Genomic DNA, 21,414 nt, shown 5'->3' with positions numbered 1-21,414 from the left:
TATGCAAATAATTAAAGCCAATTTTGGTCAAGTAGTAAATGTTCAAGGGCTAATGACAACACGACAAGGTGGTGTCAGTCTTGCTCCTTATGATAGTTTAAATTTAGGTAATCATGTGGGTGATGATGAAAGTGCGGTCAAAATTAACCGCACTTTATTAGTTGAAAAATTAGCATTGCCACAACAACCGATTTTTCTCAACCAAACTCATAGCAAAAAAGTACTTCGCTTACCTTGCCTTAACGACTTTGATTTAAATGCTGATGCAGTGTATAGCGATCAACCTAATCAAGTCTGTTTAGTGATGACTGCAGATTGTTTGCCTGTGCTTTTTACAAATAAACAGGGCAATGAAGTGGCGGCTGCTCATACAGGTTGGCGGGGATTATGTGATGGTGTTTTAGAAGAAACCGTGCGACAGTTCCGAGCAGCAAAAAAGGATATTGTTGTTTGGTTAGGCGCTGCTATTGGACCTCAGGCATTTCAAGTGGGCAATGAAGTGATTGAGCAATTTATGGCAAAAGATCCACAAGCAAAGGATGCCTTTATTCCAGATCCTAAAGATGAAAATAAATTTTTAGGCAATCTATATCAACTTGCTAAGCAACGTTTAAATGCACTGGGGATCACAGAGATTTATGGTGGAGAACATTGTACATACAGTGAAAAAGAGCTGTTCTTTTCTTATCGTCGAGATGGCAAAACAGGGAGAATGGCATCTTTGATTTGGTTTACTGAAAAATAAAAAGAGCGGTTAGTTTTATGAAAAAATTTAACTGACCGCCCAAAAAGGATTTATTATCCTTCTATACTTTCAAATAATGCTGTACTTAAATAACGTTCAGAGGTCGAAGGTAAAACCACAACAATGAGTTTATCGGCAAATTCTGGGCGTTTAGCAATTCGATCTGCTACTGCAAGTGCAGCACCAGAAGATATTCCACCAAGAATTCCTTCTTCTGCCATTAAGCGACGAGCGGTTGCAATAGCTGTTTCGCTGTTTACCTTTTCAACCAAATCCACAAGAGACAAGTCCAAGTTTTTTGGAATAAATCCTGCGCCAATACCTTGAATTTTATGTGGACTAGGTTTCAACTCTTCACCTGCCAATGTTTGACTGATGACTGGTGACTCTTCAGGTTCAACTGCTACGATAGTAATTTGTTTGCCCTGATCTTGCTTAATATAGCGGCTAATTCCGCTGATTGTGCCGCCAGTTCCCACCCCAGCGACTAACACATCAACTTTACCTTCTGTAGCTTCCCAAATTTCAGGTCCTGTAGTCTGTCGGTGAATAGCTGGATTAGCTGGATTTTCAAATTGTTTCAACATCACATAATGAGTTGGATTGGAGGCAACGATTTCTTCTGCTTTCGCAATTGCACCTTTCATGCCTTTGGCGCCTTCGGTTAAAACTAAATTTACGCCTAAACCACGTAATAAACGTTTACGTTCAGAACTCATTGTTTCTGGCATGGTTAAAGTGATTTTATAGCCACGAGCGGCAGCAACATAGGCTAAGGCAATTCCCGTATTTCCACTTGTTGCATCAACAATTTCTTTATCTTTAGTTAAAATGCCGTCTTTTTCTGCTTGCCATACCATATTGGCACCAATACGGCATTTCACACTAAAACTTGGGTTGCGTCCCTCAATTTTCACAACAATATTGCCATTGTTGCCAAAATTCTTTAAACGAACTAACGGTGTATTACCAATAGAATATGAGTTGTCTGCATAAATTGTCATAATTTTCCCCTTTGCTAATTGCGAGTTGTATTTTTTGTCGCTATATTTTTAGCACAGCTTAATAAATTTCAAAATAGCAAAAAATTCTATTTTATAACTAAAGGCTATTTCGAAATTATAGTTTTTGTTTTTATCAGCTATATGTCAATGTTACATGGGGACGCTTCAAACTAAATTATTCTGTCATTTTTCTAATGATTTGTTCCCAAGATAATTGATAATAAAACCAATAAAACTCTCTGAAAGGAAGATTATAAATGGGATACCAAGGTTTATATTCTGTATTGAAATGTAAAACAATTGGAATTTCTCCATTCTTACGCCTAATTAAATCCTCTCTCCCTGCATTAAGGTAAAGAAATTCTCCACCAACGAGATAATTAGCCATATAACTCAATTCCAGCCACTTATCTTTAAATAATAAGTTTAAAATCGTTTGATCTCCGTCAGGCATTTGACCAGCATATTGATTAGACAAATAAATTGCTTTGTCACAAATTTGATTCGATTTCCATAATTTATTATTTATAAGCATGACACCTGCATTGAATTCGTTATGCCTACCGTGTAAATTCTGAGCTAGATCATCAGATACAGCTGCTAAAAAATAATTATTTATGTCAAGTTCAAAAATTGGTTTCAACGAACCATTTACTATGATATCGCAATCTAAATATAAGACTTTATCCTCATTAATTAAGTCAGAAATAAAATAGCGAAAATAGGTTGCGTTTGATGAGATATGCCCATATGTTCGATAACTTTTGATAATTTCTGACGAAATTTTTATATCTATAATTTCACTATCTAATATTTTTAGATATGAATTAATATGTTCAAACCACTCCGATGAAAAATCTCTATTTAATAAATAAAACTTAATGTTTTTATTATGGAAACAAATTGATTTTATCGTAGATAATAATTTTTCACTATATCTTTCATCTGCAGCTAATATAATTGCTTGCTTGCTTGCTTGCTTGCTTGCTTGCTTGCTTGCTTGCTTGCTTGCTTGCTTAACATGATTTTTCTCCATTTTATTTCCTATGCAATATTAATTTGAAGAGGCTATTTACTACTTATTTTAACTAATTAACTTAAAAAACTTATATATGTTTTTAATATTATCGATATTGCTCAACCCACATTGCTGTTGCACCACATACTGCAACAGGAATAATTACTAAATTAATGAGTGGTACAAATGTACATAAAGTTACTAAAGCGCCAAAAGTTAAGGTTAATGTGCGTTTTTGACCTAGTGCATTCTTCATGCAATGAAAAGATACTTTATGATTATCAAAGGGGTAGTCACAATATTGAATTGCCATCATCCATACGGTAAATAAAAAAGCTAAAACAGGAATAATACTTTGCCCGATCACTGGAATAAAACCAAGCAGAAATAAACCAATAATTTTAGGTAGGCTATAAGTCAATTTTTGCAATTCTCGTTTTAGCATTCTTGGAATATCTTTGAGAAAATCCACCGCACTTCCTTCCACAAGACTTTCTTCAGTAAGCATTTTTTCCACTTTTTCGGCGAGTAGTGCATTAAAAGGTGCAGCGATAAATCCAGATAAAGTGGTAAACGTAAAATAAAAAATACACAACAACATCAGTACTGCTAGTATGAGTAAAATTGAACTTAACCAGCTAAGCCAATCAGGAATAAAAGTGAGCATACTTTCTAGCCAAATACTAAATCGACTTGTAAAGAGCCACAACAATCCAGATAACAAAAGAATATTTAACAAAATTGGCATGATCACAAAACGGCGTAATCCCTTTTGAGTAATCAAATGCCAACCCATAATAAAGTAGTGAAAACCTTGTTTAATCTCACTTGGTCGTAACATAATTTTTCCTTCATTGAAATAAATACCTTCATCAGACAATCATAATACAGAAGAATTCAAGTGCGGTAAAAAAATCTATATTTTCCATATTAATCAAGAAGTAAAATATGGTAAGCTAGCAACCATTTGCTATTCGATGAAAGCTAGGTAGGAGAACAAAATAATGGATTTAAATACTATTTTGATTATTTTAGGTGTGGTAGCGCTAATTGTTTTAGTTGTCCATGGTATATGGTCTAATCGCCATGAAAAATCGCAGTATTTTGAAAATTCAGAAACATTTACTCGAGAGTCTCGAATTCGTGAGCCACAGGAAAATCAACAATATCAAACTGTTAGCAAAACTCAGCAGCCTCCTCAAATGGATAATGACTATTATCCCCCTAAACAAGACTCTCATATTCGATCAGAACAACCATTTTATGATTATAATGAGCAAAGTGCGATACAACAAGATATTCAATCCGTTGATCAAATAAAAATCAGTTTACCTGATAGTGAACCTGCGTATGTAATGAGAGAAGACTTATCACCAAAACATAACGATTATGCCTCCATGAGTATTGAAGAATTAGAAAAGTCTATTGATCTCAATGAAGGAATTAATTCTTCTTCTCAACGTTTACGTCAAGAATTAGCCGAAATCTCAGGTCAATCAAGTACAAACAAAGTTGAATTAGAAAAAAATACAAATATTCATAATGAAAGTGCGGTGGTTTCTGTTGAAGAAATGCCTAAAACAGAACCTCAAGTAGCAGAAAAGCCAAAGCCTGTAAATCCTTCTTTTGTCATGCTTTATGTAGTGGCTTCTGAAAATCGAGGATTTAATGGCTTGCAGCTAACAAAAACCCTTGATGAACTTGGCTTTATTTTTGGTAAAAAACAAATTTATCATCGTCATGTCGATTTAAGTATTACAAGCCCAGTGTTATTTAGTGTAGCGAATATTGAGCAGCCTGGAACATTTGATTTAGCCAATATTGTTGATTTCTACACTGTGGGTATTGCATTATTTATGCAACTGCCGTCTTATGGTAATGCAACGGCAAATTTAAGAATGATGATTAGAGCAGCAAAAACTATTGCTCAAGATTTAGGCGGTGTTGTTGTAACAGATCAACAAGAAGTTTTCGATGATCAAGCGGAAAGGGATTATTTAGCTAGGGTAGCTTGACATTGAAAAATGCATGAAATTTGAACCGCACTTTATAAATTTTGGCCCTGTTTTTACAGGGTCTATTTTTTTGAAGTACTCCTAACTCAAGGGTTTTAACAATATTGATTTTATTAAAATAAAATTTAACAAAAAAACAGTTGTTTTTTTTTTGAACGTTTTTGGTATGATTTCCAGCCGATTTTTATTATTTTTTGAGGTCAAAATGAAACCAAAAACTCGTAGTCTCCCTGGTTGGGTACATCTTCCTTTGATTGTTTTTATGTCTATCAGCTTAATTCAAACCGCTCTCGGTTTTACTGATATGTTTGGAAAAGAAGTTGCTTGGGGCTTTTCCATTGCATTAACGATGTTGATGTATGGTTTTACCGTTTTTATCGGACAACGTCGCATTAATAAACTACCTGTTATTGGCTTGCTTCTTGCCTATTTCTGTTTTTCACTCTTCTCTTTTGCTGGGAATTTCAATGCGATTTATACCTCCTATCAAAAAGAACAACTTTATCGTGATGAATTAGTAAAACATAAACAGCAATTAAATGATGTTGTTAGTGCTACCAACAAAGCTCTTAATAACTTCAAACCAGAACTTACTGAAAAACGTAATCGAGTTGAAGCACTTACAGAACAACTTGTAAGCCAAATTACTGATCCTGCTCGTCCAGGATTAGGTAAGCGTGCTTTAGAGCTAATCTCTGAAATAGAAGCTATGTTAGGTGAAAAATTAACAGAATTTGGTTCCAGAGGGGGGAATTGGAAAGATCTTGCTCAACGCTATCGTGATAATATCGACCAAGTTGCACGTCGTAAACTCACTAATAAAGATTATGACAAGATCGAAGAAATTAGAGAAAGTGCTAATAATAAAGCAAAAGAGTTAAATAAACAGATTGATGATACCTTACAAACATCCGAAGATGTGAAGAATTTTGGCTATGAAACCAATTTAAAAGCAGTCAATACCATCAATGAAATTGCTTCAACCACTCAAGAATTTATTAATGACACATCTATTTTTAAATTTGACAAAGTGAAATTTGAAAGCCAAGAAATTGGCAAAATTGCTTTCTCCTTTAAATCGGCATTCGTTGATCATCCATTCGTTGCTTTTCTATTCGTCATCCTTTGTTTCTTTATTGACTGGGCGGTGGTGCTTTGCTTGCTTGTGTTCTTTGGACGCAATGAAAAAGAGCCAAAAGCGGTCGTAAATACTGGACGTAGTATGTAGGAGGCAATATGTTAGATAACCCATTTGAGAAAAAAACAAAATCTGAGCCACTCTCTTTGCAAAAAAATGAGCAAATTGAGTCGCTTGATCAAATTGAATATGCCGTTGAAAACACTGAAATTCCTAAGGCGGAAAGTCCTGCTTCGACTTTTGATGATCTTGACTTCAAACCCTTTGTCGATAAAAAGTATGAATACACGCCATCGAGTAAACAATCTAAACTAGATAAAAGAGATGTAAGTGAACCGCTATCTGATGAGAAATATCAGGCACGTTTAGATGAACTCAATAATAATGCGGAAAATAAGCATTATGTCTTATTCTTTGGTTCGCCAGCTTCTGGGAAAACGTGGATTGTCGGTTCTATCCTGCACTATATGAAAAGTTATATTGATGGAACTGTTCACCTTGATACAAGTAAAACCACGGAAAGTGAAGATGAACTATTTTATCTATTGCAAGATCGTTTTAATCGAGTGACGGGAGCTCAGAAAATCACAAGTACCGACACTACTCAATATTTTGAGTTACATATTTCGTTTAAACCAAGAGATACCAGTAAGCCCAAAATGGAAATTGTCTTTATTGATGCTTCTGGTGAACATTCTCAACAGAGTTTCCGAACTAGAGATAATACCGAATCTGGAAAGCTACCAAATTATTTAACTGCAATTTTAGAGTCCCGAGTTAATACAAAAATTGCTTTTGTTTATGACCAATCCTTAGCTGACCAACATGGCGTTGCTGCACAAATCAATGTGTTAAATTCGGTTTTTACCCAAGTTGAACTTATTCAGCAAAGTCAGAAAAAGCATTTTCCGAAAGCATTATTGCTTTCCAAAGCAGACTTGATTTTCGCAAGGGATATGGCAGCGGTAGAACGTAATGGCTATGACCCGATGCTTTATGCAATTGATAAAATCCCAAGCTTTGCCAATGGTTTCTTCAATGAGTCCCCTGATAATAAGACCATTTTCTACAAAATGGGGACATTTTCGGTGAACTCAGATCTAATTTTAGAATTTGATAAAGAATGTCCCGAAAAATTCTTCCGTTGGTTATATATGCAAGGTACGGGCGGTGTTTCACCGATTAAAGAAGCAACTTGTTGGGATAAATTTAAGCGTTGGTTAAGTGGGAGTTAAGTTTCGTGAGCATTGAAAATAAAAAATACTTAGGCTGGGGAATTGTTGGTACGCCTGCTGGTCGTCAGCAAGTCGGTTATGGCGTTGATAAACAATTAAATTTAGCCAAAACTTTTGATTTAGCCCAAGAATTTGGCGGTTGTTTAATCGATCCTCGTCAAAATGATGAGCCACTATATCGCTTGAGCTATCTCGCTCAGAATGATATTTCTGTCATTGGTGTGGCTGAATATCGTTCTATTTTTGAACAAGGACAAACTCGAGCAGGAACCTATTTTGGTGCATTTATTGAAACAGTAAATTTTCAAGTTGATGACAAAACTATACCAACACTGTTGTCGGCATTGGCTCATTTAAGTTTCTTTCAGTTTGAAAATTTTATTGATCCTGATAAACGAGCATATACCCAAAGTATCAATGGTGTAGAAATTCAAGCTCCACACGAGAAGTTAGATGAAATCGCTCAAGGTTTAACAACGCTAACGCCTAATTACTTGACCCAAACCTCACAAAATGGCGATGTATATATTCATTGCCAAAAAGGTGAAGCTGAAGAAACCTTAAAATTACTGCTTAAAACAGGTGTATTTTATCGTTATAAACAGATTTTCTTTTCTGAAAGTCAGTATATTTCGTCTCAAATCCAGCGTAAGCGTGTAGAGCAAATTTCTTTTCAGCAATTACAAGCTATTACTAATGGAAACCAACCTTGGCTGAAGGAAATTAGTTACTTGCGTTCTGCTATTGGAAAGCTACAAGCAGATAAAAAGCAGATTGAAACAGATAAGCTAAATCTGCAAAAAAATCAGGCGCAAATGGTTGCACAAGAACTGCAAGAAAAGGAAGCTCAACTACAAAAAGTGGTTAGTCAATATGAGCAAAGAGCTATTCATGCAGAGCAACAGTTACAAGCCATGAATACATTCACGGTATTAGGGCAGCAAATCTATGGGCTTTATGATGAGCAAAAGGCAAAATTAGAGGGTATTGTTTTACCGCAGAAAAAAGAACAAGATCAGATCTTAGAAGCAATTAGCTCTATTAAAAATGCTGTTGCTTCATTAAAAATGGACGTAAATCGCCTTAACCAGCCACAAACTACGGAAAATGAAGAAAAGCACGAGGATAATACTGTACTAACTTGGATCTTCGGCATTTTTTCATTGATTTTATTGCTCATTTTCTTAGGCAATTTAGTTTGGGGGATGTTTATCTCAACAGATAAAACTATATCTGAACAGGATTACAAGAGATACTTAGAGTTGGAAAGACAACATCCTGCTTTAATTCAAGAGAAAGATGATTTAACCCGAAAAGTTTCTGAGTTAAACAAAGATAAAAAACGTTTAGAAAGCATTGAGGACAAATGGAACCAATGCTTTAAAGCTGAGAAAAAAGATAAGGAGAAAGTTTGCAAATAATGAAAATTTTCCGCCCCCTTATTATTGTCTCTCCATTTCTGCTTTCTGCTTGCTTAGATGATGATTTGTCTAAATGTCAGGAACGACTAGATAAAGGAATGGATCTTATTGCTCAACCTTACTGTGAAAAGGCAGCTAATGATGGTGATGCAACAGCTCAGGAGCTTTCTGCTAAATTACTGTTGAAACAAGGTGAAATAGAAAGAGCGGTAGAATATTTGGGAAAATCTGCCAATCAGAACAATACTGCAGCAATGTTTGCCCTTGGTGAGATTTATGAGCCTAAAGATATTGAGAGAGCTTTGTTCTATTACAAACGAGCTTGTGCTGTTAACGAGTTAAAGGCTTGTGAAAAAGAAGAGCGTTTAACTCGCAAACAACAGCAACAATCTCAGCAAGAAGCCCTTGCTTTAGAGAAAGCTAAAGCAGAAACAGCAGCATTAGAAAAAGAAAAGCTTACGGCGGAAAAAGAAAAACTGGCAGCTCAGATAAAAGTAGAAGAACTACGCCGTCAAAAAGAGGAAGAACAGGCTCTTAAACAAAAAATTGGCAATCGCAAGTTTTATAACGGCTTGGCTAAATATAAAGAAGGCGATTTATGGGGACATATCAACCAGAAAGGTGAAATGGTGATCCCAGCACAATTTGCTTATGCAGCTGATTTTTATGATGGTTTAGCTGCAGTAAAAACCACAGAGGGAAAATGGGGCTATATCTATCCTTCAGGAAACTATGCAATTTCTCCACAATTTAGTTGTGTCATCTACTTCAATGAAGGACTTGCTGCGGTAACAAATGAAGGCTATGGACAAAATTGTGAAGGCGGGAAATGGGGATTTATAGATAAATCAGGTAACTGGGTAATTGCTCCAGTTCTAGATAGAGTTGAAACGGTATTCCGTAATGGTGTAGCAAAAGTTATCTATAATGGCGTAACCGGTTATATCAACAAACAAGGTCAATGGATTGATATACCTACAAATACGAATGGTAGTAATTATGCGTGGTAGCTATAGCAGCGAACATTTGCCTTTTATTTCTCAGAAAGATATTAAAAGTGCCTATGCCAATGCAATTCCACGTTTCCAATCGTTTGGTGTTGTAGGTAGTAAAATTTGGGTTAAAGATTGCTATCAGAAATCCAATTACAAGTTAGGTTGTTATCATTTTGATCAGTTAATTTCTAATATTTATAAATCAGTGGATGCATTTACATTATCAGCAGATGCTTATTTTTCTCAAGCTAATGTTGAAGAGCGAGCGCACACGTATATTTTTGAGTTAAAGCAGCTAAGTTATACTGATTTCCAACGTGTTGTAAATAATACTATTTTTCAACTTGACCAGAATCGTAGTTTGATTGATAAGTATTGGAAATAATAAAAGTATATGGATAGCTTCAATTAAAAATTAAATAAAAAACCTTTTCTTAGTAAATCTGGAAAAGGTTTTTTATGTCAATGTGCGGTTCTTTTTTCTTATTTTCTCAGTGAATTAACCAGATCAACCGCTCGTTTGGTTAGCTTTGTAATTTGTTGCCAATCTTTTTTATCAATTAAGTCTTGAGGGAGCATCCAAGATCCACCTACGGTTGCTACGCAAGATAATTTGAGGTATTCAGCTACATTTTTCTCTGAAATTCCGCCCGTTGGACAAAACTTTAGTTGTGGTAATGGTGCCGAGATCGCTTTTAATGCTGGTGCGCCGCCATTAATTTCAGCGGGGAAGAATTTAAGATGATCATAACCTAATTCAAGGGCTTGCATCATTTCTGATGGTGTTGCAGTACCCGGGATTAATGGGATTATATTTTGCATTGCATGCGCTAATAGTTTAGGCGTTGAGCCGGGAGAAATCGCAAATTTTGCACCAGCAGCAACAACTTGATCATATTGTTCTACATTGATAACTGTTCCTGCACCAACAAGGGCTTGAGGGAAATGGGCGCTGATTAACTTAATTGCTTCAAGCGCAACATCTGAACGTAATGTGATTTCAAAAACATTAATACCGCCCTCAAGTAAGGCTTGAGCCATTGGAATAGCATCATCAAGATCTTTGATTACCATTACTGGCACAACAGGAGAGACTGAGAAAATTTCTTGTGGGGATAAAGTCCATTGCATAATTTGTTTACCTTTTGCTTAAAATAAAATACTTGCACCTTCTTCAGCTGAAGAGATATTTTTACGAAATAAATGAAATAATTCACGACCACTTTGTTGATATTCAGTGGACAAATCTAACTGAAATAATGGCCGTTGAGAGAAATTTGTTAAACAATTCATTGAGCCCGTTTCTGCATCAATTTCAACGATATCGCCATTTTGTATTTGAGCTAATAGACCACCTTTGGCTGATTCTGGGCAAAGATGAATGATAGAAGGCACTTTGCCTGATGCACCTGATAATCTACCATCAGTAACAAGGAAAACTCGATAACCTTCTTCCATAACATTACTTAAAATTGGCATAAGTTTGTGTAACTCAGGCATTCCTCGAGCCGCTGGTCCACTATTACGCACCACAATAACAGCATTTTGTTTTAATTTTCCGTTTTGATATGCCTTAACTACATCATCTTGACATTCAAAAACCAGCGCTGGTGCGGTCAGTTTATGATGTTCTTTTGCTACCGCACTAATTTTTATCACGCCACGCCCAAGATTACCATCAATGACCTTTAATCCGCCTTGTGAACTAAATTCTGTATTAGGTGCGGCAATAATATCAGTATTTCTTGTATGTATAACAGGCTTGAATACGATATTTTCTTGTTCTAATGTTGGCTCTTTAAAATAATCTTGCATATCGCCATAAATTGTTGGCGTATCTAAATGTAATAAGCCTCGTTCTGCTAATAATTTTAATAACAGAGGAACTCCGCCAGCTTGATGAAATTGGTTAACATCAGCAGGACCATTTGGGTAAACACGAGCAAGCAAAGGCACCACTTCCGATAGTTGTGAAAAATCATCCCAAGTTAGAATAAAACCCGCCGCTCTCGCTACTGCGATAAGATGAATTGTATGGTTGGTGCTACCACCTGACGCTAGTAAAGCAACTAAGCCATTAACAAGGCTTTTTTCATTAACAACATGAGCTAATGGGCGGAAACTCTGTCCTTTTTGGCTAATTTTGATTAGCTGTTTCGTGGTTAATTCAGTTAGTTTTGTGCGAAGTTGAGTATTGACAGGGACAAATGCGGAGCCGGGGAGCATCAAGCCCATGGCTTCAAAAACTAATTGGTTAGTATTTGCAGTGCCATAGAAAGTACAGGTTCCAGCGCTATGGTAAGAATTATTTTCCATTTCTTGCAATTTATCTTTGCCAATTAGCCCTGCTGCATACTGCTGGCGGATATGTATTTTCTCTTTATTTGATATTCCACTTTCCATTGGACCAGCAGGTACAAAGATCGTAGGTAAATGACCAAAACTCAGTGCGCCAATTAATTGCCCCGGCGCAATTTTGTCACATATTCCTAATAACAATGTGGCATCAAAAGTATTATGGCTTAATCCAATTGCCGTAGCTTGAGCAATTAAATCTCGAGAAAATAAGGACAAGTCCATTCCCTCTTGCCCTTGTGTAATGCCATCACACATCGCTGGTACACCAGAGGCAACTTGTGCACTATGCCCTAATTGGCGTAGGGTATCTTTGATTTGGTGTGGGTAATCTAGATAAGGATAATGAGCGCTAACCATATCATTGTAAGCACTAATAATCCCCACATTTATTGTTGTAAAATCAAGGATTTGTTGCTTTTCTTGTGAGCAACAAGTTGCGATAGTATGCGCTAAATTCCCACAATGTAATTTTGCTCGGGATTTGCCTTGTGCGAGTTGTTTGTCTATTTGTTGCAAATAGGTTTTTCTTGTATGCTGGCTACGCTCAAGAATATTTTGCGTAACCTGTAAAATCCGTTCGTTCATTATTTATTCCTACAAAAGCGGTTGAATAGTTTCCACACAACGTTCTACCACTTCATCAAAAGTTGCATCAATATCAATATGATAAACATCCGTTTCATCTGCTTGTGGGACTTCTAATGTTGCAAACTGACTTTGCAGCATTTCAGTTTTCATGTAATGCCCTTGACGCTTTTGCATACGAGAAAGCACTAATTCAAAACTACCAGAGAGATAAATAAACCTAATCCCTTGATTTCCATCACGAATTTGATCTCGATATTGTTTTTTAAGAGCCGAACAAACAATAATGCCTTGCTCTGATTTTTGTTCTAGGCTGAAAGCAGCATCACGAATTCTTTCTAACCAGGGTGCTCGATCTTCATCGTTTAAAGGCTGACCACTACCCATTTTGATGATATTGGCTCGAGGATGAAGATCATCGCCATCAATCAATTTCATATTTAATCGCTTAGCAACTTCGGTTCCAATTGTGGTTTTTCCTGTACTTGATACGCCCATTAAAATAAAGCATTTTCCCGTTTTATTGTGCATCTTATATTCCTTCTGTAAAAATTTTCTATTAATTACTTTAGTTTTGTTATCGGTAACAGTCAATATCAAAAGATAACTTTTTATCATTTTTTATGATTTTGATCATTTTTCGTAAAAATTGCTTATTCACATATAAAAACAGCGCTTAAGAGGGAAGATTAAAAAATAAATGTGATCTAAATCACATATTTAATATTTATCTGCAAATCCATATTGCTTTGAAACCCGTTACCAGTAACAATATATTTGACCTTATATTAACAAGAATGGAGTTTCTCTTTATGGCTAGTTCATCTTTGCTATTAATAGCCTTAGGTTCGATTATTGCATTATTGATTTTGATTATTCGCTTTAAAATGCACGCCTTTGTTGCATTAATTTTAGTGAGTTTATTAACCGCACTTGCAACAGGTATTCCTGTTGACAAGATTTTACCGACACTTTTAACTGGATTTGGTAACACCCTCGCATCCGTTGCTCTCTTAGTGGGTTTAGGTGCAATGATTGGGCGTTTGCTAGAAATTACAGGTGGTGCAAAAGTCTTAGCTGATGCCTTGATCAACAAATTCGGTGAACAAAGAGCACCAATGGCATTGGGTATTGCAGCATTATTATTTGGTTTTCCAATTTTCTTTGATGCTGGCTTAGTAGTCATGTTGCCAATTGTATTTAGTGTTGCAAAACAATTTGGTGGCTCAGTTCTACGCTATGCGTTTCCTGTGGCTGGTGCTTTTGCTGTAATGCACGCATTTCTTCCGCCACATCCGGGCCCAGTTGCTTCTGGAGATATTTTAGGGGCAAATATTGGCTTATTAGTAATCGTAGGCTTAGTTTGTGCAATTCCAACTTGGTATATCGGTACTTACTTATTCAGTATGTATATCAGCAAAAAAATTCATGTGGAATTACCAAAAACTTTCTTAAATATGACCGCAGTTAATGAAACTGTACAAAATCCCCCATCATTTGGACGTGTTCTCATCGTATTGTTATTACCTATTATCTTGATTTTGTTTGATACAGGTTTAAATACCTTAACTGTTGCTAAAGTGATTGATGGCTCACAACTTTGGGTTCAAAGTTTAAGACTAATCGGCAAAACGCCAGTGGCTTTGTTAATTACACTTTTAGTCGCTATTGCATTATTGCGTGAAGAACGTAGTTTTGATCAAATTGAAAAAATTTGTAACAACGCATTAGGCCCAATTTGTGCAATCGTCCTAGTCACTGGTGCTGGTGGAATGTTCGGCGGCGTATTGCGTTCAAGTGGTATTGGCCAAGCATTATCTAGTATGTTAGCGGATACAGGTATGCCAATTATTGTTGCTGCATTTTTAATCTCTATGGCATTACGTGTCGCACAAGGCTCAGCCACAGTTGCGTTAACGACAACAGCAGCATTGATTGCTCCAAGTGTGGCGGCTGCAACAGATTTAAGTCAATTTGATTTATGTTTTATCGTGATTTCTATTGCATCAGGCGCAACAGTATTATCTCATGTGAACGATTCAGGTTTCTGGCTTATGAGCCGTTTTCTTGAAATGGATACCAAAACAACATTAAAAACTTGGACTTTATTAGAAACATCTATTGGTGTTGTGGGTTTTATCATCTCATTAATCGGTAGCATTTTATTGTAAAAACTAACCGCACTTTTAGACTTATCGCCTCTGAGTTTTCAGGGGCGATTTTTTTACCCAGAACGAAATGGCATTGTGTATAATGAGCCGCAATTTTAAGTGCGGTGTTTTTGCAAGGAATTTTTATGATTAAGCAACAAATTGAAGAGTTAAGACAAACATTACGTCATCATGAATATCAATATCATGTGCTGGATAATCCACAAATTCCAGACAGTGAATATGACCGTTTATTTCATCAATTAAAAGCCCTAGAACAACAATATCCTGAGTATGCCAGTGAGAATTCGCCTACGCAGCGAGTGGGAGCGAAACCTCTGAGCAATTTTGCGCAAGTGACCCATGAAATCCCAATGTTGTCTTTGGATAATGCTTTTTCTGATGAAGATTTTTTAGCTTTTGTTAAGCGTATTCAAGATCGTTTGATTGTTGCGCCTAGTTCTTTAACCTTTTGTTGTGAGCCGAAATTAGACGGTTTAGCCGTGAGTATTTTGTATGTGAATGGTCAATTGGTTCAAGCCGCAACCCGTGGCGATGGCTCCACTGGCGAAGATATTACTGCGAATATTCGTACTATTCGTAATATTCCATTGCAATTATTAACAGATAATCCGCCTGCGCGTTTGGAAGTGCGTGGAGAAGTGTTTATGTCGCAAGCTGGCTTTGAAAAATTAAACGAAAGCGCTTTAGCAAAAGGCGAGAAAACTTTTGCTAATCCACGCAATGCAGCAGCAGGATCATTGCGCCAATTAGATCCGAAAATTACCAGCCAACGTCCTTTAATGCTCAATGCTTATGGCATTGGTATTGCCGAAGGGGTTGAGTTGCCAGATACGCATTTTGCTCGTTTGCAATGGCTCAAATCCATTGGTATTCCTGTCAATAATGAAATTCAATTATGTGAAGGCGTTGAAAATGTGCTGAATTTCTACCGCACTATTGGGCAAAAACGCAGCTATTTAGGCTATGATATTGACGGTACTGTGCTGAAAATTAATGATATTGCCTTGCAACAAGAGCTTGGTTTTGTTTCTAAAGCACCTCGTTGGGCTATCGCTTATAAATTTCCAGCACAAGAAGAACTGACGATTTTAAATGATGTGGAATTTCAGGTTGGGCGAACTGGTGCAATTACCCCCGTAGCGAAGTTAGAGCCTGTGTTTGTGGCTGGTGTAACGGTGAGTAATGCCACTTTGCATAATGGCGATGAAATTGCTCGCTTGGATATTGCCATTGGCGATACGGTCATTGTGCGCCGTGCTGGCGATGTTATTCCGCAAATTATTGGGGTCTTGCATGAGCGCCGCCCTGCAAATGCAAAAGCTATTCTTTTTCCAACAAATTGCCCTGTGTGTGATTCTGTAATTAGCAGAATTGACGGCGAGGCTGTTGCTCGTTGTACGGGCGGATTAATTTGTGAGGCACAACGTAAAGAAGCACTGAAACATTTTGTTTCACGTAAAGCGATGGATATTGATGGCGTGGGTGCAAAATTAATTGAGCAATTAGTAGAAAAAAAGTTAGTACATACGCCAGCAGATTTATTTAAGTTGGAATTGATTACCTTAATGCGTTTAGAGCGCATGGGAACAAAGTCCGCAGAGAATGCATTAGTAAGTTTAAATAAAGCCAAAAAAACCACATTGGCTCGTTTTATTTTTGCTCTCGGGATTCGTGAGGTCGGGGAAGCGACAGCGTTAAATTTAGCCAATCATTTTAAAACCTTAGATGCATTTCAAGATGCGACTTTTGAACAATTACAAGAAGTGCAAGATGTGGGCGAAGTGGTGGCTAAACGTATCCGTTCATTCTGGTCTGAACCTCATAATGTTGCTGTGGTAGAAGATTTAATTGTGCAAGGTGTACACTGGGACGAAGTTGAAACTAAAGAAGTGCAAGATAATCTATTGAAAGGAAAAACAGTGGTATTAACGGGAACTTTAACCAAAATGGGACGCTCAGAAGCGAAAGAACATTTATTGCAATTAGGTTGTAAAGTTAGCGGTAGTGTTTCCAGTAAAACTGATTTTGTGATTGCTGGCGAAAGTGCGGGCTCAAAACTCACTAAAGCGGTTGAGCTTGGTATTAACGTGTTGAGCGAAGAGGAGTTTTTAGCTTTGTTAGCCTAAGTCTATGAGATAAAAGTGCGGTATAAATTTAGCGAGTTTTAAACAAAAAATAAGGGATCAAAATGTCCCTTATTTTTTTGCGCTGATGCACTATGTCTAACCGATTTGAATATATTCTTTTGGATATTTAATTTTACTGGAGTGTGGTTGCATAATGAGATAAATCATTGTTAGCAAGCCCACTCGTCCCACAAACATTAAAATAATCAAAATAAATTCTCCAAAAGGTGAAACTTGTGGGGTAATTCCACGAGAAAGCCCTACCGTTCCTAAAGCAGACACAACCTCAAATAAAACATCAAGGAAATGAAATTGCGGCTCCACCGCAAGCAACAAAAAGCTACTAATGAAAATGCAAGTCAGGCTAGTAAGAAATAATGCAAAGGATTTTTTGATGAGTTCATCGGGTAAGTTATGTTTGAACAAATTGACATTGGATTCTTTGTGCAAATAAGTTCTTGTGGCAACTACAATGATACAGAATGTACCAATTTTGATCCCACTTGCTGTGGATAAAGAACCGCCACCGATAAACATCAGCAACATTGTCAGCAGACTACTTGCATCTGTTAATCCTGATGTATCAATCGTGTTAAAACCAGCTGTTCTTGGTGTTATTGCTTGAAACCAAGCTGCAAGGATTTTTCCCAATTCACTTAGTGGTCCAAATGTTTGTGGGTTTTGCCGTTCTAAAATATAAAAAATAACAAAGGACAAGATATTGAGAATAAGGGTTGCCCATAGCACTACTTTTGTATTAAGTGAGAATTTTTTATATTGACGCTGGTTTTTTATGTCCATAAGTACAACAAATCCTAAGCCACCAATAATAATCAAGGCAGTGATCACAATATTGACAATCACATCATCAACATAAGGCATTAAGCTAGCTGAGCTTAGTGCAAATCCAGCATTGTTAAAAGCAGAAATGCTGAAAAACAGGCTTTGATATAAGGCTTGGGAAAAAGAAACCTCACCATAAAAATGGATGGTCAAAATAATAATGGCAATGAGTTCAAAACTAAGAGCAAATTTTAGAACATTTTTGGCTGTATGTAGAAGTAAGTTAAATGGCACATCGCCCAGTGCCTCTTGCGCAATCGCATTCCCAAATAAGCCAATTTTTGCCCCCATACGTCTTGCAATATAAATCGCAAAAGTCATAAAGCCCAATCCGCCAATTTGAATTAAGATCATGAGGACTATTTGACCGAAGATTGTGAAATTTGCAGTATCTTCTACGCTTAGCCCCGTTACTGTTACTGCTGATGTTGAGGTAAATAAGGCATGTAGCCATGAAATACTCGTACGGTGTGCGAAGGGTAATTCTAATAATAATGTGCCGATTAGAATGATAAAGAGGAAGCCGCCAGCTAGTACATAAGGCGGCTTTGTTTTTAAATGTTCAAGTTTCATTTTGGTTTCTATTTCAATTCGCTAGTTAAAGTGCGGAGGTTATTTAAAGCACCAATGATCAGCAAGCGATCTTGAGGTTGTATTTCAGTGTCATCATCAGGATTGCTAATAAGCTCTTCTCCACGTTGAATAGCGGTAATAACAATATCTTTATAGCGTTTTTTAAGCATGCCTAACGTAATAGTTGCTTGAAATTGAACAAGAAAGTGAATTAAAAATAGGTTAGAACCTAAAGGAATACAATGGGTTACACTTGGACAATTCATAGCCTGCCCAACTAAAATTCCCATATCATTTTCAGGTCTAACGATATGCTGAATGCCAAGGCTAGAAAGGATTGCATGGTGTGCAGCATTCTTGGCTTTTGCCCAAATTTGTTGAGCCTTGAGGTCAATTAAATTAAGAGTGCAAAGTAAATTACTTTCTAGACTTTCACCAATGCTGACTAAAACAGCATCAAATTCTTGAATATTAAGCTCTCGTAATGCTGCTTTGTCTGTGGCATCAAGAATTAAACTTGCACTAAGAAAATGGCTACATTGCTCTACTTTCTTTTCATCAATATCCATACCAACAACTTGATTGCCAAGTTTGTAGAGTTCTCTTGCCACAGATTTTCCGAATTTACCTAATCCGATAATCGCAAATTGCATAAACTGCTCCTATCAATATTAAGGCAATGTATTTAGCGCTTAAGTACCTAAATATTGCCAGTGATAAATCATTAAATGAGCCAAAATTCTACTCCTACATTTTTAAAAATGCAAAAATGCAGTTTCATAAACAATATGTAAAGTTTGGCAAGGCCTGTATGAGCGGGTATTTATAGCGTAACAAACCTCTTTATACTTAGCGCAAATAATTTGAAAAAATTTGATATTAATTACAATTTTTAGCGGTTTAATTAATTTATATATCAATACATGTTTATTTTTTTCTTCAAAACTTTACATCTTAAAAATGAAGGCTGTATCATGGCCGCAGTCACATTTTTTAATTCAAAATAAGGTTACTAGCACTAAAAATTTAGGAGACTATATGGAAAAGAAAAGCAAGTTTATTCCTAAAAAACTGACCGCACTTATTTCACTCGCCTTACTTTCCCCTCATCTTTATTCTGCTGTTGTACGAGATGATATTGATTACCAATATTTTAGAGATTTTGCAGAGAATAAAGGTCTGTTTTATGTCAATGCAATGAATATTCCTATTTTTAATAAATCAGGAAAAATGATAGGGCGTATGTTAGAACGAGCGCCAATGATGGACTTCAGTGTCGCTGACCGCAGTGGAATAGCAACGTTAATTTCGCCACAATACGTAACAAGTGTTGCGCACAATTCTGGTTATACAGAGGTTCAGTTTGGGGCTCAAGGCACCAATTTTGATGCTCATCATTTCGCTTATAAGCTTGTTGATAGAAATAATTATAGTGGTGAGTTACATTATGATTATCATGTTCCTCGTTTAAGTAAACTTGTAACAGAAGTTGCTCCTATTGCCGTTTCTAGTGCTGGCTTAGATGCTAATCAATATTTACCACAGTCTAATCGTTTTTCTGAATATGTACGAGTGGGATCAGGTACGCAATACCTTAGAACTGCAGCTAATCGTACTTCATATATCGCTGGCCCTTATAGTTATTTAATTGGTGGTAATAGTTTAGATCTTGTTGGAAATCGATATGGTTGGCTAGATGCCAGAAGTGACTTATTCCATAGCCACACTGGTGTAATGGCTACATATGGTGTACTAGGTGATAGCGGCTCGCCTATTTTTGCTTTTGATACGTTAGAAAATCGTTGGGTGTTAATTGGGGTATTAAATTTCCATACAGGCGAAAATGCCTCAGGTAATGTGTTCTCTATTTCCCGTACTGATTTTATTAAGCAAAAACAAGATGAAGATATTGCTGGGCATATTGTCAGCACAGAAAATAATAACCAATTCACTTAGCATACAAATCCTAGTCATAGAACCACAACCTCAGTATCCGTTCCATTATCAAGTGCGGTAACAAATAACACAGATTTATCATGCTTAAACTCTGGTAAATCTGTCTATTTTAGTGGGCATAATGGCGAGTTAACTCTTGATGATAATATTAACCAAGGCGCAGGTGCATTGTATTTTGATGCTCATTTTACGGTAAAAGGAAAAACTCCCAATACCACTTGGCTCGGCGCCGGGGTTTCTGTTGCCGAAGGGAAAGAGGTTAAATGGCAAGTTCATAATCCAAAAGGTGATCGTTTATCCAAGATCGGTAAAGGTATTTTATATGTGAATGGTACGGGTAAAAACGAAGGGGATATTAGCGTTGGTGATGGTTTGGTCTTTTTAGCACAAAATGCTGATGCACAAGGTAACCAACAGGCCTTTAATCAAATTGGTATTACGAGTAGTCGCGCTACGGTAGTTATTGGTGCAGAAAATCAATTTAATCCTAACAATCTGTACTTTGGTTTTCGAGGTGGACGCTTAGATGTTAATGGACATAGCTTGACGTTTGATCGTATTCAAAACACTGATGATGGCGCAAAAATTGTTAATAATAATCTCGACAAATCTGCAACATTGACGATCAAAGGGATCAATCTGAGTGAAAAATACATCATATGGCAAAAATGGCAACAACAAGCGACAAGCCATTTAAGCATTTATGAATATGACAATACCTAGCGTGGCCATCGCAAAGATTATTTCCAATTGGTTGGTAACCCTGGACGTTTCTATCCTGTTGATCAAAATAGTGACAGTAACTGGATGTTTTTAAGTTCTAATAAAGATGAGGCAATCAAAAAAGTCCTCGATCGTTATTCTAAATACCAAGCATTTAATGGCTTTTTAGGCGAAACTGATTTTAGCAAGCCAAATGGCATTTTAAATATCAATTACGCTCCTCAGAGAGAGCAATTCCTATTGCTGTCTGGTGGTACTGAGTTAAATGGAAACTTTACCGTCAATACAAGCACTGTTTTATTAAGTGGTCGTCCGACGCCACATGCAAGAGATCATCTGGCAAATCGTGATGTAGAAAAAGATGATGATTGGATTAGCCGAGAATTTAATGCCAAAGAATTTATCGTAAAAAATGACGGTAAATTCTATGTTGGGCGGAATGTGAGTGCCATGAATGCAAATATTACGGGTTCTGGTAATAGCACAATGTACCCAACCATAAAAA

19 protein-coding genes and 1 pseudogene are annotated in these 21,414 nt (G+C 36.7%); 12 read left to right on the top strand and 8 right to left on the bottom strand.

Annotated features, from left to right (window positions below):
• Position 1 precedes the first annotated feature (1 nt).
• Positions 2–745: a peptidoglycan editing factor PgeF gene (gene pgeF / locus B0186_RS10905; RefSeq protein ID WP_078219441.1), complete on the top strand. Its 744-nt coding sequence runs from the start codon at positions 2–4 to the stop codon at positions 743–745.
• 53 nt (positions 746–798) lie between these two features.
• Here pgeF and cysK read toward each other — a convergent pair whose 3' ends face one another.
• The 3 genes from cysK to cysZ form a co-directional block, all read right to left on the bottom strand.
• Complete coding sequence (gene cysK, locus B0186_RS10900; protein WP_078219439.1) at positions 799–1,749, bottom strand: cysteine synthase A; 951 nt, start codon at positions 1,747–1,749, stop codon at positions 799–801.
• 175 nt (positions 1,750–1,924) lie between these two features.
• The gene (locus B0186_RS10895) at positions 1,925–2,785 is read right to left on the bottom strand and encodes a glycosyltransferase family 8 protein (RefSeq protein WP_078219437.1); all 861 of its coding nucleotides are present in this window, start codon (positions 2,783–2,785) and stop codon (positions 1,925–1,927) included.
• An 88-nt stretch (positions 2,786–2,873) separates the two neighbouring features.
• A complete protein-coding gene (cysZ, locus tag B0186_RS10890) occupies positions 2,874–3,608 on the bottom strand; it encodes a sulfate transporter CysZ (RefSeq protein WP_078219435.1) in 735 nt (244 codons plus the stop codon).
• Positions 3,609–3,771: 163 nt separating this feature from the next.
• Here cysZ and zipA point away from each other — a divergent pair, with 163 nt between their 5' ends.
• The 6 genes from zipA (at position 3,772) to B0186_RS10860 (ending at position 9,956) form a co-directional block, all read left to right on the top strand.
• Entirely contained in the window at positions 3,772–4,782 is a 1,011-nt protein-coding gene (zipA, locus tag B0186_RS10885; protein ID WP_078219433.1) for a cell division protein ZipA, read from the top strand.
• A 205-nt stretch (positions 4,783–4,987) separates the two neighbouring features.
• Entirely contained in the window at positions 4,988–6,010 is a 1,023-nt protein-coding gene (locus B0186_RS10880) for a coiled-coil domain-containing protein (protein ID WP_078219430.1), read from the top strand.
• Positions 6,011–6,018: 8 nt separating this feature from the next.
• Positions 6,019–7,155 (top strand): TRAFAC clade GTPase domain-containing protein, encoded by a 1,137-nt coding sequence (locus B0186_RS10875; protein ID WP_078219428.1) that lies wholly within the window; start codon positions 6,019–6,021, stop codon positions 7,153–7,155.
• Between the two features lie 5 nt (positions 7,156–7,160).
• Entirely contained in the window at positions 7,161–8,576 is a 1,416-nt protein-coding gene (locus B0186_RS10870; protein WP_078219426.1) for a hypothetical protein, read from the top strand.
• A complete protein-coding gene (locus B0186_RS10865) occupies positions 8,576–9,586 on the top strand; it encodes a WG repeat-containing protein (protein WP_078219424.1) in 1,011 nt (336 codons plus the stop codon). Before B0186_RS10870 ends, B0186_RS10865 begins: the two co-directional genes overlap by 1 nt.
• Entirely contained in the window at positions 9,576–9,956 is a 381-nt protein-coding gene (locus tag B0186_RS10860) for a hypothetical protein (RefSeq protein WP_078219422.1), read from the top strand. The genes B0186_RS10865 and B0186_RS10860 overlap by 11 nt, the downstream gene beginning before the upstream one ends.
• 98 nt (positions 9,957–10,054) lie before the next feature.
• On the opposite strand, the gene B0186_RS10855 is transcribed toward B0186_RS10860, so the two are convergent.
• Genes B0186_RS10855 through B0186_RS10845 form a run of 3 tightly spaced genes read right to left on the bottom strand, consistent with a single transcriptional unit; the run spans position 10,055 to position 13,045 of the window.
• Complete coding sequence (locus tag B0186_RS10855; RefSeq protein ID WP_078219420.1) at positions 10,055–10,702, bottom strand: bifunctional 4-hydroxy-2-oxoglutarate aldolase/2-dehydro-3-deoxy-phosphogluconate aldolase; 648 nt, start codon at positions 10,700–10,702, stop codon at positions 10,055–10,057.
• Between the two features lie 18 nt (positions 10,703–10,720).
• Entirely contained in the window at positions 10,721–12,514 is a 1,794-nt protein-coding gene (gene edd, locus B0186_RS10850; protein WP_211272446.1) for a phosphogluconate dehydratase, read from the bottom strand.
• 9 nt (positions 12,515–12,523) lie between these two features.
• Positions 12,524–13,045: a gluconokinase gene (locus B0186_RS10845; protein ID WP_078219417.1), complete on the bottom strand. Its 522-nt coding sequence runs from the start codon at positions 13,043–13,045 to the stop codon at positions 12,524–12,526.
• Positions 13,046–13,326: 281 nt separating this feature from the next.
• Here B0186_RS10845 and B0186_RS10840 point away from each other — a divergent pair, with 281 nt between their 5' ends.
• Both B0186_RS10840 and ligA read left to right on the top strand, forming a co-directional pair.
• Positions 13,327–14,685 (top strand): GntP family permease, encoded by a 1,359-nt coding sequence (locus tag B0186_RS10840; protein WP_078219416.1) that lies wholly within the window; start codon positions 13,327–13,329, stop codon positions 14,683–14,685.
• Between the two features lie 125 nt (positions 14,686–14,810).
• Positions 14,811–16,814, top strand: coding sequence for an NAD-dependent DNA ligase LigA (gene ligA, locus B0186_RS10835; RefSeq protein WP_078219415.1), 2,004 nt, complete (start codon positions 14,811–14,813; stop codon positions 16,812–16,814).
• Positions 16,815–16,910: 96 nt separating this feature from the next.
• On the opposite strand, the gene B0186_RS10830 is transcribed toward ligA, so the two are convergent.
• Both B0186_RS10830 and B0186_RS10825 read right to left on the bottom strand, forming a co-directional pair.
• Positions 16,911–18,230 (bottom strand): TrkH family potassium uptake protein, encoded by a 1,320-nt coding sequence (locus B0186_RS10830; RefSeq protein WP_078219414.1) that lies wholly within the window; start codon positions 18,228–18,230, stop codon positions 16,911–16,913.
• Between the two features lie 8 nt (positions 18,231–18,238).
• Positions 18,239–18,883, bottom strand: a complete 645-nt coding sequence (locus B0186_RS10825; protein ID WP_078219413.1) for a potassium channel family protein — start codon at positions 18,881–18,883, stop codon at positions 18,239–18,241.
• Positions 18,884–19,268: 385 nt separating this feature from the next.
• On the opposite strand from B0186_RS10825, the gene B0186_RS12255 reads away from it, so the two are divergent.
• The 3 genes and pseudogenes from B0186_RS12255 to B0186_RS10810 form a co-directional block, all read left to right on the top strand.
• Entirely contained in the window at positions 19,269–20,186 is a 918-nt protein-coding gene (locus B0186_RS12255; RefSeq protein WP_158077983.1) for a S6 family peptidase, read from the top strand.
• Positions 20,187–20,354: 168 nt separating this feature from the next.
• On the top strand, positions 20,355–20,909 hold the full coding sequence (locus B0186_RS12250) for a S6 family peptidase (protein ID WP_078219411.1): 555 nt from the start codon (positions 20,355–20,357) through the stop codon (positions 20,907–20,909).
• A 27-nt stretch (positions 20,910–20,936) separates the two neighbouring features.
• Positions 20,937–21,414: pseudogene (locus B0186_RS10810) on the top strand (S6 family peptidase); the annotation flags it as partial.

It is taken from the genome of Canicola haemoglobinophilus, assembly GCF_002015075.1.
Lineage (GTDB): Bacteria > Pseudomonadota > Gammaproteobacteria > Enterobacterales > Pasteurellaceae > Canicola > Canicola haemoglobinophilus.
Note: the sequence above shows the minus strand (reverse complement) of the source record. Positions and strands in the feature narration are given on the sequence as shown.